This window comes from Bradyrhizobium sp. USDA 3364 (assembly GCF_054056355.1).
The window spans coordinates 4,450,156-4,464,352 of sequence record NZ_JBSRYG010000002.1 but is presented as its reverse complement, the minus strand read 5'-3'; the positions used below and the strand labels follow the sequence as shown (position 1 = coordinate 4,464,352).

The following is a 14,197-nucleotide window of genomic DNA, read 5'->3' as shown; positions in this document are numbered from 1 at the left end:
GTTGATTTCTTTCTTGCTGGATCGGCCTACGATCTTATTGCGTCAGACCGATCATTGGTCCGGAGCGCATGAACGACGACCAGAATCGGAACGAGGCATTTGGATCGCCAGATTCCAGCAAAGCGCCGAGTAGCCCGAAGCGCCGTCGCAAGAGTCGTGGCATGCCGCCCCCCGCGACGTTCGATATCGATACGCTGCCGGGCGGCTCCAATTTGACGGCGTTGGAAACGGCCGCGGTCATCCGGCGCACACCCGGGGCGCTGGAACAGTGGCGACGCGATCCGAACCACCCGCTGAAATGGCGCTACGTCGACGGCCGCCCGCTCTATCGAGTCGATGCCGTGCGGGACTATCTGGCCAAATCAGACAAAGCTACTAAGCCGTCTCAGCCGCATAATGCTCGCGGAGACGACCCAGCAGTTCAGCCTTGATCGGATCGAGCGGATTCGTTCTTTGCAGGCGCACGACTTTGCCGACCCGCATCGCGCCGACCAGCTCCGCGATGTAATCATGGGCCGCTTCGAATGCCATTTTTCGGATGATCCACTGTTCGTCGTGATTGTAGACCTGATCGATTCCGCTCGGCTTTTGCCCGACACACAGCCGCTGGATCTCGTTGTCGTAGCCGCAGCGCGACATGATGGTGCGCAAACTGCGCCTTAAGTCATGCATGGTGAATTTTGCAACACCCGCCTCTTTGATCAACCGATTGACCATCTTGGTGAAGCCCGACATCTGGCCACCGGTCTTCGGTGACGGGAAGACGAAGTCGGACGTGGCGCGCTGAAAATGTTTCGCGGCCGCGAGCACCTCATCAACGAGGTGTGTGCGCGGTACATCGTGGTGCAAGCCCATCTTGGTCCAAGCCGCATCGAAGGTGATGCGATCATCCATAATGTGCTTCTGCCATTCGATCAGGGTGGGTTCGCTCCGGCGCGGGCCACCGAGTAGGCACACCCTCGTCAGGAGCCCAAAGGTGCCGAGCTTGCCGGATGCGTGCCAGACCTTGATGATTTCTTCATCGGTCAGTGCACGGCCCTTCGTTCGGCGTGCGACCCTTTGCGCGCGGGTTTCCTTGGGCTCACGATAGCCAGCCAGCACATTGTGGTTGACATAGCCCTCGCCAACGCACCATTCGAGGAACGTGTGGGTGTGCTTGCGCAGGTCCTTGGCCGCGCCCCGCTTGCCGGTTTTGGCGACGCGGTCGACCGCCGCCATGATTTGCCGCCGCGTCAGGTCCCCCACGCCGCTCTCAGCGTGCTCCTTGAGCCCGCGCCGCAACGCCGACATGGCTGGCTTCCAGTTGACGACCTGACGTCCGGTCAAGGACGTCTGGTAGGGACCATCGTCGACGACGAGGTCTGCCAGGATGGTGCGCTGCTTTTCGGCTGCCTGTTGCCGCCTCGCTTCGCGTTTGGCGTCGTTGGGGTCCATGCCCTTGACCACCTCGCCGGCGGCGATGGTGGCGGCCTTGCGCGCAGCCTTCTCATTATACTTGGGCCATGGGCCGAGGGTCTTGCGTTGCGTCCCTCTTATTCCCGGCTTGGTGAAGAGGTAAACCCACGTTCGGCCCCCGGTGACGCGCATGCGCAGGGCAAGGCCAGGCAGCTTGTCGTCGTGGAGATAATGCTGAGCTTTGCCGGGCGGCAGCACGGCGTTGCGGATCACCGCATCGGTGAGTGTCAGCTGGTTGGTCGGCTCCGTCATGATCCATTCCCCACCTCTGTGCCCCGGTGTGCCCCTGCGAGGGGCAATCGCGCCCAATCGGGGCAAGCTCTCAGAGCTTCCCTCACAATGTGCCCCAAAAGGAAGAATCGAGAGACCAGACCTCAGATCTTCCCTCATTGTTGTGCCCCAAGGGAAAATCTGCGGCGGGCACAACAGGGGCACACAAAATGCAGTATGGCCGCTTATGGTCTACTGAGGCTAAAGCGGCCATAAGATACTGCAATAAAACGAATTATTTCGACAAAACTGTGGCTGTGCGTGGTCAGCCTGGATCTACGGATTGTGGTTCACACGGGAGAGGTCCAAGGTTCGATCCCTTGTGCGTCCACCATTCCTCCAAACCCCTGCCGGGCGCGGACGATTGTCGACATTCCGGTGTCCTTCGGGACCGCCTCATCAAAATGTCGAAAACAACCCCATGCAAAGGAGCCGAGGCGAGTGTGATGCGGCCGGCGTTCCGGCTCACTGCCGGCGGCGCTGCGGTGTCTCTGACGGATTGGCGATGCGCCGGCTCAGTTCGCCGAGCAGGTCGCGAACCGCGCAGTCGAGTTCATCGGGCGGGGTGGTGAGATCGGCCTGTTGCAGACCGGACGCCCGATGCCGGCTACGGGCGGAGATGTCGTCATTGGCGGCAAGGATGGCGTCGGCATCGCCGCCGGTATCATCCCGCCGCGGGCGGGGTCGCCAGGCGTGAGGCGCGTGAACCTCCGGCGCGTGAACAGGCAACGGAGACCGCCGTTTGCGGCGCGAGATCAACTCCCGGACGCCGTACCCCGATACGAACCCGACCCCGGCGACGAGAACGACAATCAGAAATTCCAGCATTGTGCTGTCCCCAATCACCCTGCTGCGGCGCAATAAGCGCGACAATGCGGCAGGGACTTGACCGGGTCGGTTCCTTTTCACGGTATCGCGCAGAAAGCCGTCCCACGGAGTCCTACGGGGTTTTTTTCGCAGGCCTCCTCGGCTACCTTCCCGGAACTCGCGGGGGCCGGGGGAGTCTCGATGCGCAAGGGCAACGACTACATTCTGAAGCTGCGGCCTTGGTCGCTGTCGACGTTCGTCGTCGCCCTGCTCGCCGTGGTGCTGGCCACCGCGACGCAGGAGATGTTCGCGAGCTTCGGCATGCAATTCTATTTCGCGAGCTTCGTCCCGGCGATCCTGATCGCCGGCCTGATGGGTGGCGCGCCGGCCGGCGCCTTCGCGACCATCATCACGGTTCCGATTGTCTGGTGGGTCTTCATGCCCCCCTGTTTCGATTTCGCCTGGCCCACGGCCGACGACTATGACCGCATCGCGACGTTCCTGCTGTCGAGCGCGCTTTTGGTCTGTTTCTCCCAGCTCTACCGGGAAGCGCTGGTCATCCTGCGGAAGTAAGCGGCCGCGATCGGCCGTCGGCGGCGGCAAGCTGGCCGCCTACTGCGCGGATCGCTCGCCCTCAGATCCCGAACATCCAGACCGCGACGATGGTGGCCAAGGTCGCCAGCCCGCTGATGGTCCAGCCCACCGCGTAGAAGGTGTCGTCGGGGGCGGTGTCGAGCACCGTATTGGTGGTTTCCGTCACTGATCGCCAGCGCATGGCGTCTCTCCTCGGAACTCCTGCCCGGCGACATAACGCGGCGCGCGGTTCCCGGTTCCCTCCTCTTCGCGGCGGCCGCGCCGATCACGCACAATTCACGGACTGCTGATCGGCGCAGCGGAACCCTGCGACATTCTGTCCCGTTGAGGGGCGCTGGGGACCAACTTGGGAGAACTATCCGATGCGAACACTGATCCTTGCTGCCACCGCGCTCGCCTTCATTTCGTCCGCCGCACTCGCACAGGACAAGGCAGGCGGCAGTCCGGCCCCCGCAGCGCAAGGCGCCAACACGACGACCAAGGGCGAGGCGACCAAGATGGCGCCGAAGAAGGCGAAGAAGACCGCAAAGAAATCGAGCACCAAGTCCGGCGCCGCCGCGGCCGGCGACGATGCGGCCAAGCAATAAACAGAAACAATCGCGCTCACGGAAAAGGCCGCCCGAAGGCGGCCTTTTTGCTGTCCCGGTGCGGAGGTGCCTCCGCGCGTCACGTCGCAATCAGATGTGCCGATCGCTTGCGGCCGTGAGGCTTGAGGCAGTGAAATCAGGTGCGGGAGAGGGAGCGAAAGAGGCGCAGAGCCGATAATCCGCACCGCCATCGGATCGTTCTGAAAATTGACCACCAGCTCCAGTAATTGCTCCACCTCCCGCGACTTCTGTTGTGCCGCGTGCGCAGCAAACACGCATGATCCAAACGGGCTATCACAGCAACGCGTAGAAAGATTCACCGATAGACCTTAATGCTGAGCGCCATCGTCGCGCCCGCCCGCGAGCCCGCTCTCGCGCATCCGCTCGGCAAACCAGAGCGTCACGGCGCTGTCGATCGCTCCGCCAGTATAGACCTCGGAAAGGCTCACTCCGTTCGTGCCGACAATCAGCAGAACGCCCATGGCATAGGCGAACCAGACATTCGGATCGGTCAGCGCCTGCAGCTTGCGCTGATCGTGCTCGAGGAGCTGATGATTGCTGTCCTTGCGAAGCTCGATGGCCAGCAGATTGTTCGGGATGTCGCGCTGATGCACGACGATGTCGGGATAGATCGACTTGCCGAGATGGTCGTCGGTCGAGATCGTCGAGCCACGCGGCAGCCGCAGCGTGCGCTCGCCGAGCCGATCGTAGTTGCAATCGATCTGCCAGCCGGAAAATTGCCGCTCGACATAGACGGCGAGCCGGTGAGTAAGCGTTCGCTCGCCGACGTCGCGCTCCAGCAGGAACATCTCCTGCGCATAGAATTCCTGTACGGCGGCGATCACCTTGTTCAGCTCGGTCTGCATTGGCGCCTCCGACTGGACTGGACCGCCGCCGCGGCCATGAACTCGCCCTGCTACATCTGAACTTCGATCAGCCGCGGTCCCGGTTCGGCAACCGCTTCCGCCAGCGCCTTGTTGAACTCGTCGGCCGTGGTCACCGCCCTGCCCGGTACGCCCATGCCCCTCGCGAGCGCCACGAAGTCGAGCGTCGGCCGGTCGATCTTCAGCATGTCCTGCGCCCGCTTGCCCGGCTCGCCGGCGCCGACGCCGTCGAACTCGCCGCGCAGGATCTGGTAGATCCGGTTGGCGAACACGATCGTCACGACGTTGAGCCCTTCGCGCGCCTGCGTCCACAGCGACTGGATGGTGTACATGGCGCTGCCGTCGCCGACCATGCAGATCACCTTGCGGTCCGGACAGGCGATCGCGGCGCCGGTCGCGACCGGTGTCGAGAAGCCGATCGAGCCGCCCATGTTCTGCAACCAGTCATGCGGCGCAGCGCCCGCCGTCGGCGGGAAGAAGCCGCGGCCGGTGGTGACGGATTCGTCCACCATGATGGCGTTCTCGGGGATCGCGCACGCAATCGCCTGCGCGATCGTCGCGTGATTGAGCGCGCCGGTCGGCTTGACCAGTTCCGGATGCTGCTGCGGCTTGACGTCCTGCGCGGTTGCATGCAGCGCATTGGCGAGCGCCTCGAGGGCTGCGACCGAATTCTCGCCCCAGGCGGTCATGCGATGCACCTCGCAGCCTTCCGCCTTCAGCATGCTCGGCTTGTTCGGATAGGCGAAGAACGCCACCGGATCGTTGGCCTCGGCCAGCACGATGTGACGAAAATTCTTCAGGATCGGCAGCGCCTGCTCGATCACATAGGGAATCCGGTTGACCGAGAAGCGGCCGCGGCCGCGCGCCATGCGCGGGTGATAGGTCTGGCCCATCACGGTGCAGCCGGTCTTGCCGGCGATGCGCTCGGCGAGCGCCAACCCGTGCTCGGTCAGCGCGCTGCCGGTGACCAGCAGCAGCGTGTGCGCGGCATCGCCGTGCAGGATTCTTGCCGCGGTGTCGACCGCCTGCGGCGAGTAGCTCGGGCGCTGCGTATCCACGGGCACCTCAGCGACACCGTCGGCCTCGTTCCAGGCGGTGTCGGCCGGCAGGATCAGGGTCGCGATCTGCGGCGGCGCGCTCCTGGCCGCGGCGATCGCGGCGGCACCATCGGCGGCCACCGACTTGGCGTCCGGCGAGGTGCGCACCCAGGACGACATCGGGCGGGCCAGGCCCTCGATGTCTGATGTCAGCGGCGCGTTGTAGCCGATGTGGTAGGTGGCGTGCTGGCCGACGATGTTGACGATGCCGGAATGCGCCTTCTTGGCGTTGTGCAGATTGGCGAGGCCGTTGGCGAGACCGGGCCCGAGATGCAGCAGCGTCGAGGCCGGCGTTCCTTTCATGCGGAAATAACCGTCGGCCGCACCGGTGACGATGCCCTCGAACAGGCCGAGCACGCAGCGCATGCCCGGGACCTTGTCCAGCGCCGCGACGAAATGCATCTCCGAGGTGCCCGGGTTGGTAAAACAGACATCCACGCCGCCTGCGACCAATGTCCGCACCAGACTTTCCGCACCATTCATGATCTCGCTCCCGCCAATGACGTTTCTTTGGGTTGATCCAGATCAACCATTCTTCATCCGCTTCGTCAAAGGCTTGGCCGGACAATGCAGGTATCGCCTCCGATCTGTTGCCTTTTTAAACCGTGTTGGCCGAAACTGCCTGAAGTCACGGCTTCGTCGCTTGCGAAACGCCGGCAATTGTGGCCTGTCTGACTTGATATTTGATTGTTCGCGAGGACGACGACCATGCGCCCGTTTGCCTTGATGTTTGCCGCGCTCACGATCCTGGCAGGTGCCGGCCAGGCCCAGGCCCAGTTCTTCGACTCCCGGGGCTACCAGTCCGAGACCCCGAGTTTCTTCGGCGGCGGCGGCTCCGGTCCGATCCCGCGCACCACCGTCAGCTACCCGACCAACTACGCCCCCGGCACCATCGTGATAAGCACCGGTGAGCGGAGGCTCTATCTGGTGATGGCGAATGGCCAGGCGCTGCGCTACGGCATCGGCGTCGGCCGCGACGGCTTCCGCTGGAGCGGTGTCCACCGCATCTCCGCGAAGAAGGAATGGCCGTCCTGGACGCCGCCGTCGCAGATGCTGCGCCGCCGCCCCGATTTGCCGCGCCACATGAACGGCGGTATCGAGAACCCGCTCGGCGCGCGCGCGATGTATCTCGGCTCCACGCTGTACCGCATCCACGGCTCGAACGAGCCGGAGACGATCGGCCAGGCGGTTTCGTCGGGCTGCTTCCGCATGACCAATGAGGACGTCACCGACCTCTATAGTCGCGTCTCGGTCGGCGCCACCGTCGTGGTGAGAAATTGATCACGGCGATTTCATCGGAACCGAATTCCGCCGTCCGGCAAGATCGCTGATCCCGACGGCTTGATCCCTCCTTGCGCTGCCGCAGACCTTGCGGCAGCGTTGTCAAAATGCCCCAGCCCCGCCCCTCGATCCTGCTCCTTCTCGCGGCAGCACTCGCCGCCTGCCTTGCCGACGCCACCGTGCCGGCAGCCGCCGCCGAGGTGCCGGCCGTCGTCGCGCGTCAGCGCAGCGAGAAGAAGGTCTTCACCGACGCCGAGATCGTCGAGGGCTTTTTGAAGACCGCGTTCGGCGCCGAATATCATCTGGCCGGGCGCGTCGACCGCATCCGCAAATACGACAGGCCAGTGCGCGTGTTCGCCGACGGCAGCCGCGCCGACCGCAAGGCCCAGCTCGGCAAGGTCGTCGCCGACATCCGCGCCAGGGTGCAGCATCTCGACATCGCGATGACCGAGAACAGCGAGGCCGCCAATGTCGTGGTCAAGCTGGTGCGCGACCGCGAGCTCTACCGCACGATCGCGACCTATTACGGGCAGGAGCGCGCCAGGGAAATCCGCTCCTCGCTCGACCCGCAATGCCTGTCCGGCTTCCGCAAGAACGAGAACTACGAGATCGAGCATTCCGACGTGATCCTCACCGTCGACAATGGCGATTTCGTCTTTCTCGACTGCGCCTATGAGGAGCTGCTGCAGTCGCTCGGCCCGATCAACGACACCGCGACGGTGCCGTGGACCATGTTCAACGACAGCGTCTCGATGGGCTATTTCGATGTCTACGACCAATATCTGCTCAATCTGCTCTACGACCGCCGCATCAAGCCCGGCATGAACGTGCAGGAGGTCAAGGCCGTGCTGCCCGCCGTGCTCGCCGACGTCCGCGCCTGGGTGACGAAGGTGAACCATCTGGAGTGAGCGTGGCGCGATTGGTGCGCACGCTCGCGGCACACCGCGCGTGAGGGACACACCGGCAGCAGGATTCCCTCTCCCCTTGCGGGAGAGGGTTAGGGAGAGGGGTGCCACACGACGTGCGCTCGCCGTATGCGTCGCGACAATAGGCGCACGCAGTTGCGCGACCAGTGCCCTCATCAACCGTCTCGCCCGGGGCTCACCCCTCTCCCCACCCTCTCCCGCAAGGGGAGAGGGAGCCTGAGATGCGTGCTCACCTCACGGTCGTCACCTCACCGGATTCAGCACAGCCCCCCTCCCCGCTTGACCTTGCCCCTGCGGCCGCCTCCATGGAAGCGCGGTCAGATGACGCGAGGTGATTCGATGAATGCTGCTGCCGCCCGTTTCCTCGGCCCGTCCGAAGCTGCGAGACAGCTCGGTATCTCGGCGAAAGCGCTGCGCCTGTACGAGGAGCGCGGCCTGATTGCACCCGTCCGCTCGCCGGCGGGATGGCGCGCCTATGGCGCCGCCGAGATGGCGCGCTGCGCCGAGATCGTCGAGCTGCGCGCGCTCGGCCTCGGCATCGGTGAAGTGGCGCGGATCCTGAACGGCGACGCGGCCATCCTCGGCCGCGTGCTGGCCGCGCATGAGGCCGCGCTCGACGCACGCATCCGCCAATGCAGCGACAGCATCGCGCGAGTGCGCCGGCTGCGCTGCGACCTCGGCCGCGGCAAGGTGCCCGCGACGCGTGATGTGATCGGTGCCGTCAGGACACGGCCGGCGATCGGTGTCGCGTTCGACCTGCCGTGGCCATGGGGCGGCGAGCGCTTCGAACTGCGCGACATCAAAGCCTTGAACTATATCGTCGGCCCGCTCGGCAGCGGCAAGACGCGCCTCGCCCAGCGGCTCGCGGACGTGCTGCCCGGCGCCACGTTCCTGGGGCTGGACCGCGCAGCCGACGGCGGCGCGGCCGCATCTGCGCGGCTCGATGCCGACGCGGCGCACAGGGCCAGGGTCGAAACGAGCCGTGCCGTCCTGTTGGCCGACGGCGCGGCGGACTCGATCGCCTTGACCGTCCTGCTCGCCTCGCTCGAGGCCGACGACGGTGCGATCCTCGTGATCGACATGCTCGAGCAAGGGCTCGATGCGGCGAGCCAGGAAGCGATCATCGCGCATCTGCGCCGTCGTGGACCGGAGGCGCGGCCGCTGTTCTTCCTCACGCGGTCCAACGCGATCCTGGACCTCGACACGGTCGGCGACGATGAAGCGATCATCTTGTGCCCCGCCAATCACAGCCGGCCGGTCTGCGTCAGGCCCGTCCCCGGCGCGGTGGGCTATGAAGCGGTTGCGACCTGCCTCGCCTCGCCGGAGGTGCGCGCGCGGACCGAAGGCATGGTTGCGTGGCGGTCGTCCTGAATTCACGCATTGGTTGTATTATCATTGCATGACAATGCACGACGCAGGTCGGATGCGCGCCTGAAAAGTGTGGTATAAGCGGCTGCGATGACCGAGCTTCCCCGTACCCAGGCCTTGCGTTGCTTCATCACGGTCGCCCGTGAGGGCACCGTGTCGCGCGCAGCAGCGATGCTGAAACTGACCCAGCCCGCGGTCAGCCTGCAACTGAAGGCACTCGAGGAAAGCACCGGGCTGCAGCTGTTCAACCGCACGCCCAGCGGCTTCACGCTGACCGAGGCCGGTGCGTCGCTGCTGCCGCTGGCGCACCGGGCGGTGGCGGCGGCATCCGACTTCAAGGCGATGGCGGACTCGCTGAACGAGGCGCAGCGCGGCACGCTGCGGGTCGGCACCATCCTCGACCCCGAATTCACCCGGCTCGGACCGTTTGTCCGCAGCCTTGCGATGTCGTCGCAACGTACCGAAGTCTTCCTGCGCCATGGCGTGAGCGACGACGTGCTGGCGCAGATCGGCCGGGGCGAGCTCGACGTCGGCTACTATGTCGACGCTACGCCGCCGGACCAGCTCATCCATCACAGCTTCGCCGAGCGGACCATTGCCGACGGCCGCTACCAGCTGGCGCCGCTGCTCAGCTACGATTACCGCGTCATCGCGCCGATCGGCTGGCGGGACCGGGTGATGGGCAAGGGCTGGGCGGAGCTTGCCGAGCTGCCCTGGCTCGCGACACCGCCGCACTCCGGTCACCGCAGGATGCTCGACGACATCTTCCGCCCGCTCGGCCCGTTGCCGAAGCGCATCGGCTACACCGACCAGGAAGAGGCGATGATCGACTTCGTCGAATCCGGCCTCTGTCTCAGCCTCGCGCGCGACAATGTGCTGGCGCCGCGGATGGCGCGCCCGCATCAATTCGTGGTCGCCGACAAGGTGAAGCTCACCTGCGATCTCTCCTTTGCCAGCCTCGCCGCCCGCCGCCAGGAGCCTGTGATCGCCCACGCCTTCGCGAGCGTGCGCGCGGTGTGGAATATCAAGCCGGCAATTGCCGGCGCCGGACCGACGCGGACGCGGAAAGTCGCGAAGAACGTGTAGCGCGGACGCGACGCCACGATCGAGACCGCACAAGCTAGAGACAAACCGGATAGAGCTTTCCCGTTACGGACGCGACCTTTCCATCTGCCGTCTGGTCGATCGCAATGAACTCGTTACAGGGTCCCGCATGGCGACTCCACAAAAGTTCGGCCGAGTTCGGTCGATCCGGCGGGACGCGCCTCAACGAAGCATCTCCCTTCAGTTACCCCCAAGCGCGGCGAACAACGACGGCTATGTTGTTCTACTTCAGCGCCAGCGTGGAGCAATACGCCGAGACTTCACCGCTTCTCCAGCCGTTCTTCAGTCCGGTTTCCGTGCAATCATTATAGCTCTTGAAGGGGACGCCGCCGGGCCCGATGTTTCTGCATCCGGTGTAGGCGGACGCGCCGGCCGACCAGGAGCAGCCGACCCAGGGGCGGTCACCCGACCTCATGCTCGAGATGCAGCCGCCGATGCAAAACACCGAAGTCGCAGCCGCATGCGGAGACGAAGACGAGGTGCCGCGGGCCGCCGCGCGCTGGTTCGGCCTGTGTTGCGCGGCGACATGCCTCGGCGCGTTGACCGAAATGTCGGGAAGCGGGCTGGGCTGCGACCATGCCGGGCTGCTCGACGCGCACAGCGGTGGGACGATCGACAAGAGTGCGACGGCGAAATGCGTGACGAAGAACGACGAGCCTTTCATAGCCATGTCCTCCCAAATGCCGGACGGTCATTCCATCCCGGGATGCAGGCTAGCACACATTCAACTGCGTGGGATTGCTATTCGGCGCGAGTTCGCTGCCGTGTGGCCACGCTCAAGATACAATCAGCAACATGGCGACCGCTCATGGGCCAGGAAAGACCTAGGCGGCGACGACCAGCGGCCTCGTCATATCCGCCATCGCGGGCACCAGCGACGGCGCCGCGCAATCCTGCCGGGCGAGCTCACTGACGAGCTCCCGCAGCCTCGGCGGCAAATCGGCGTAGTCGCCGCGCAGGGCATAGCGCAGCCTCTCGCCGATTTCTTCGCAGATGGCGCGCGCGTGCTCGGACGCGATCGGATGAGGTTCACGCATCGACGTGGACTGCGTAGACGTGGACTGCTTGCAAAGGCCGCGAGCCGTCAGACGGCATTTCCGCGTACGCGGATCCCGCATGCGCACATGCGATCAAAACCAGGATCCGAACGATGCTGAACATGGTTCGTACTCCCTTTTCCCGTCCATCAATAGCAGGAGGTCGTTGCCGCCGGATTAGGGAAACTGGTTCTCACCGCCTTTAGGGAAGTGGTAAACGCGAGGTTTCGGGACAGGTTTGCGACGCGGCAATTCCGGCGATCGATGCCGGCGCCCCAATCAGGTGTCCCCAATCCAGGGGACAGACGCATCCGGCGGAATCAATATGATGCGAGACCGGACGCCGGTCGGCTATCATCGGCCGCATACAAAAAGAACTTGCTGGGAGGATTTGCAATGAAGCTGGCCGTGGCCGGACTCTGGGTACTCGCGGGCGCGATGCTGGTTACGCCGGACGCACGTGCCGACATCAAGGTCGGCGTCGTGGTGTCCGGCTCGGGTCCGGGCTCGGCGCTCGGCCAGCCGCAGATGCGGACCATTGCCGCGCTCCCGAAGGAGATCGGCGGCGAGAAGGTGACCTATATCGCGCTCGACGACGAGTCCGATCCCACCAAGGGCACCCAGAATGCCCGACGTCTCGTGATCCAGGACGGGGTCGACATCCTGATCGGCTCCTCGCTCACCCCTGTGACCATGCCGATGCTCGACGTCGCGGTGGAATCCAAGACGCCGATCATCTCGCTCGCGGCGGCGACCGCGATCGTGCAGCCGATGGACGACCGCCGCCGCTGGGCATTCAAGGTGGTGCCCAACGACGATCTGATGGCGGCGGCGATCCTGAAATACATCGCCAAATCCGGCATCAAGACGCTCGGCTATATCGGCGTGTCCGACGGCTATGGCGAAGGATACTACAAGGAAGTGTCGCGGCTCGCCCCTCAGCTCGGCATCACCGTCACGACGCACGAGGTCTATGCGCGCGCCGACACCAGCGCGATGGGCCAGGCGCTGAAGGTGATCGCGACCAACCCGGAGGCGGTGTTCATCGCCTCTGCCGGCACGCCCGCCGTGCTGCCGCAGGAGGCGCTGCGCAGCCGCGGCTATGCCGGCAAGATCTTCCAGACCCACGGCGTTGCGTCGGAGGAATTCATCAAGCTCGGCGGCGCCAATATCGATGGCGCCGTCTTCACCGGCGAGGCCTTCACGATCGCCGACGACCTGCCGGCCAACGATCCGTTCCGCCAGGTGCGCGACGAATTCGTTTCGGCCTACGAGAAGGCCAACGGCCAGAAACCGAACATCTTCGGCGCGCATCTGTGGGATGCGGTCACGCTGTTCAAGCGCGCGGCGGCCAATGCGCTGAAGACGGCAAAGCCCGGCACGGCTGAATTCCGCGCCGCGCTGCGCGACGAGCTCGAGCGCGGCAAGGACGTCTACCTGAACAACGGCCTCTCGACCATGAGCGCGATCGACCACAACGGCTATGACGAGCGCTCTGCGTTCCTGATCAAGGTCGAGGGCGGCAAATTCCGGCTGGTGAAGTAGCGAGGGACCGTCGGCGGCTGCGCCATCACACCTTGCCGGCGCCGCTGCAGATGCCCTTCAGCGCCTGCCATTCGGCCGATGACAGCAGCGGCGGACCGTCGGGCCGGCTGGCGGCATCGGCCTTGTCCATGCGCGCGAGGCGATCCTCGGTCAGCGGATGGCCGGAGACGATCGAGAACCCCTTGCCGCCTTCCTTGCCGGTGACGCGGAACATCAATTCGCCCATCGGTTTCGCCGGACGGCCGAGCTTGTGCATGGTCTCGATCGCGAACGTGTCGGCGTTGGTCTCGGCGTCGCGCGAATAGGACGACGTCACCAGCGAGCGCGAGGCGAAGATCAACGCGCCGGAGCCGGTGATGTCGCCGAACAGCAGCCCGATCAGGAACGAGGTGCCGCCATTGTGGATCAGCTCGCGCATGCTGTCGCGGTGGCGGAGATGGCCGAGCTCATGCGCCAGGACGCCGGCGATCTCATCGGGGCTTTCCGCTTTCGCCAGCAGCCCGTCGAACAGATAGACCTTGCCGCCCGGCAGCGCGAAGGCGTTCGGAACCGGCGTCGCCAGCACGCCCGACTGCACCGAATTGTCGAGACCTGCGGCCGCCCGCAACTCGCCGACCAGCTTCTCGAACGCCGCTTGTCCCGCCGCGCTGGCGCTGCACGGCTTGCCGTCGAACACCACCTTGACCTGCGCCTCCGCGACGTCGCCGAGACGCCGCTCGAAGGAATCCGGCACCAGCGGCGTCAGCCGCTCGGCGGCCAGCGGCACGCCGAACAGCACCACCAGCACGATCGAGACCGCGGCCGCGAGCGACCAGCCGACGATCGCGGCGACGCCCCTGCGGCTCGGCAGCCCGTCCTCGAGCGCGTCGCAGCGCGCAACGAGCTCGGCGATCAGCTGCGCGTCGCGGATTTCCAGCCGCGCCAGCGACGGGGCGGTCAAACAGCTCAGCCGCAACAGGCCTGACGGACTGTCGGCGCGGCGGATGTCGTGGAACGGCCAGCGCGCCAGCGGCTCGCCGTTTTCCCTGATCTCCAGCGCGTCGGACAGTTTGAGCGCGACGATGCGCCGCCGGTTCGACAGGCCGTCGAAGAACACGCCGCCGCGAGCAGGCAGCGCCGCGGAGTTGGCCGGGCCGGACTCGGATTCCATGTTGCTAGAGCGCGCTGAGATTGGGTTGAATCGTCATCGCGCTTTAGCTCCTTTTTTGAGCATGATCTTTTCGGAAAACCGCTTCGCACTTT

16 protein-coding genes are annotated in these 14,197 nt (G+C 65.1%); 8 read left to right on the top strand and 8 right to left on the bottom strand.

Annotated features, from left to right (window positions below; all coding sequences use genetic code 11):
• The first annotated feature begins 68 nt into the window (after positions 1-68).
• The gene (locus ACVILL_RS21050; protein ID WP_456730804.1) at positions 69-431 is read left to right on the top strand and encodes a hypothetical protein; all 363 of its coding nucleotides are present in this window, start codon (positions 69-71) and stop codon (positions 429-431) included.
• Here ACVILL_RS21050 and ACVILL_RS21045 read toward each other — a convergent pair.
• Together ACVILL_RS21045 and ACVILL_RS21040 are read right to left on the bottom strand one after the other, a co-directional pair.
• Positions 376-1,707 (bottom strand): tyrosine-type recombinase/integrase, encoded by a 1,332-nt coding sequence (locus ACVILL_RS21045; protein WP_456730803.1) that lies wholly within the window; start codon positions 1,705-1,707, stop codon positions 376-378. The two genes, ACVILL_RS21050 and ACVILL_RS21045, sit on opposite strands and share 56 nt — an antisense overlap.
• Before the next feature lie 483 nt (positions 1,708-2,190).
• On the bottom strand, positions 2,191-2,553 hold the full coding sequence (locus tag ACVILL_RS21040) for a hypothetical protein (RefSeq protein WP_456730802.1): 363 nt from the start codon (positions 2,551-2,553) through the stop codon (positions 2,191-2,193).
• 180 nt (positions 2,554-2,733) lie between these two features.
• Between ACVILL_RS21040 and ACVILL_RS21035 the strand changes: the two genes are divergently transcribed.
• A complete protein-coding gene (locus ACVILL_RS21035) occupies positions 2,734-3,105 on the top strand; it encodes a DUF4118 domain-containing protein (RefSeq protein ID WP_456730801.1) in 372 nt (123 codons plus the stop codon).
• 61 nt (positions 3,106-3,166) lie between these two features.
• Here the strand turns inward: ACVILL_RS21035 and ACVILL_RS21030 are convergent, their stop codons facing one another.
• Entirely contained in the window at positions 3,167-3,307 is a 141-nt protein-coding gene (locus ACVILL_RS21030; RefSeq protein ID WP_244071759.1) for a hypothetical protein, read from the bottom strand.
• Positions 3,308-3,488: 181 nt separating this feature from the next.
• Here ACVILL_RS21030 and ACVILL_RS21025 point away from each other — a divergent pair, with 181 nt between their 5' ends.
• Positions 3,489-3,713, top strand: a complete 225-nt coding sequence (locus ACVILL_RS21025; protein ID WP_456730800.1) for a hypothetical protein — start codon at positions 3,489-3,491, stop codon at positions 3,711-3,713.
• A gap of 329 nt (positions 3,714-4,042) precedes the next feature.
• Here ACVILL_RS21025 and ACVILL_RS21020 read toward each other — a convergent pair whose 3' ends face one another.
• On the bottom strand, positions 4,043-4,579 hold the full coding sequence (locus tag ACVILL_RS21020) for a hypothetical protein (RefSeq protein WP_456730799.1): 537 nt from the start codon (positions 4,577-4,579) through the stop codon (positions 4,043-4,045).
• Positions 4,580-4,629: 50 nt separating this feature from the next.
• Positions 4,630-6,177 (bottom strand): acetolactate synthase large subunit, encoded by a 1,548-nt coding sequence (locus ACVILL_RS21015; RefSeq protein WP_456730798.1) that lies wholly within the window; start codon positions 6,175-6,177, stop codon positions 4,630-4,632.
• 225 nt (positions 6,178-6,402) lie between these two features.
• On the opposite strand from ACVILL_RS21015, the gene ACVILL_RS21010 reads away from it, so the two are divergent.
• From ACVILL_RS21010 to ACVILL_RS20995, 4 genes are all read left to right on the top strand, one after another.
• Positions 6,403-6,975 carry a L,D-transpeptidase gene (locus ACVILL_RS21010; RefSeq protein ID WP_456730797.1) on the top strand — a complete coding sequence of 191 codons (573 nt, stop codon included), beginning with the start codon at positions 6,403-6,405 and terminating at the stop codon, positions 6,973-6,975.
• Between the two features lie 107 nt (positions 6,976-7,082).
• The gene (locus ACVILL_RS21005; protein WP_456730796.1) at positions 7,083-7,883 is read left to right on the top strand and encodes a DUF2927 domain-containing protein; all 801 of its coding nucleotides are present in this window, start codon (positions 7,083-7,085) and stop codon (positions 7,881-7,883) included.
• Between the two features lie 357 nt (positions 7,884-8,240).
• On the top strand, positions 8,241-9,272 hold the full coding sequence (locus ACVILL_RS21000) for a MerR family transcriptional regulator (protein ID WP_456730795.1): 1,032 nt from the start codon (positions 8,241-8,243) through the stop codon (positions 9,270-9,272).
• 87 nt (positions 9,273-9,359) lie between these two features.
• On the top strand, positions 9,360-10,355 hold the full coding sequence (locus ACVILL_RS20995; RefSeq protein ID WP_456730794.1) for a LysR family transcriptional regulator: 996 nt from the start codon (positions 9,360-9,362) through the stop codon (positions 10,353-10,355).
• Positions 10,356-10,596: 241 nt separating this feature from the next.
• Here the strand turns inward: ACVILL_RS20995 and ACVILL_RS20990 are convergent, their stop codons facing one another.
• Together ACVILL_RS20990 and ACVILL_RS20985 are read right to left on the bottom strand one after the other, a co-directional pair.
• Entirely contained in the window at positions 10,597-11,043 is a 447-nt protein-coding gene (locus ACVILL_RS20990) for a hypothetical protein (protein WP_456730793.1), read from the bottom strand.
• Between the two features lie 154 nt (positions 11,044-11,197).
• Positions 11,198-11,410, bottom strand: coding sequence for a hypothetical protein (locus ACVILL_RS20985; RefSeq protein WP_456730792.1), 213 nt, complete (start codon positions 11,408-11,410; stop codon positions 11,198-11,200).
• A 396-nt stretch (positions 11,411-11,806) separates the two neighbouring features.
• Between ACVILL_RS20985 and ACVILL_RS20980 the strand changes: the two genes are divergently transcribed.
• The gene (locus ACVILL_RS20980; protein WP_456730791.1) at positions 11,807-12,955 is read left to right on the top strand and encodes an ABC transporter substrate-binding protein; all 1,149 of its coding nucleotides are present in this window, start codon (positions 11,807-11,809) and stop codon (positions 12,953-12,955) included.
• Between the two features lie 25 nt (positions 12,956-12,980).
• On the opposite strand, the gene ACVILL_RS20975 is transcribed toward ACVILL_RS20980, so the two are convergent.
• Positions 12,981-14,105 (bottom strand): M48 family metallopeptidase, encoded by a 1,125-nt coding sequence (locus ACVILL_RS20975; protein ID WP_456730790.1) that lies wholly within the window; start codon positions 14,103-14,105, stop codon positions 12,981-12,983.
• Between the last annotated feature and the right edge of the window lie 92 nt (positions 14,106-14,197).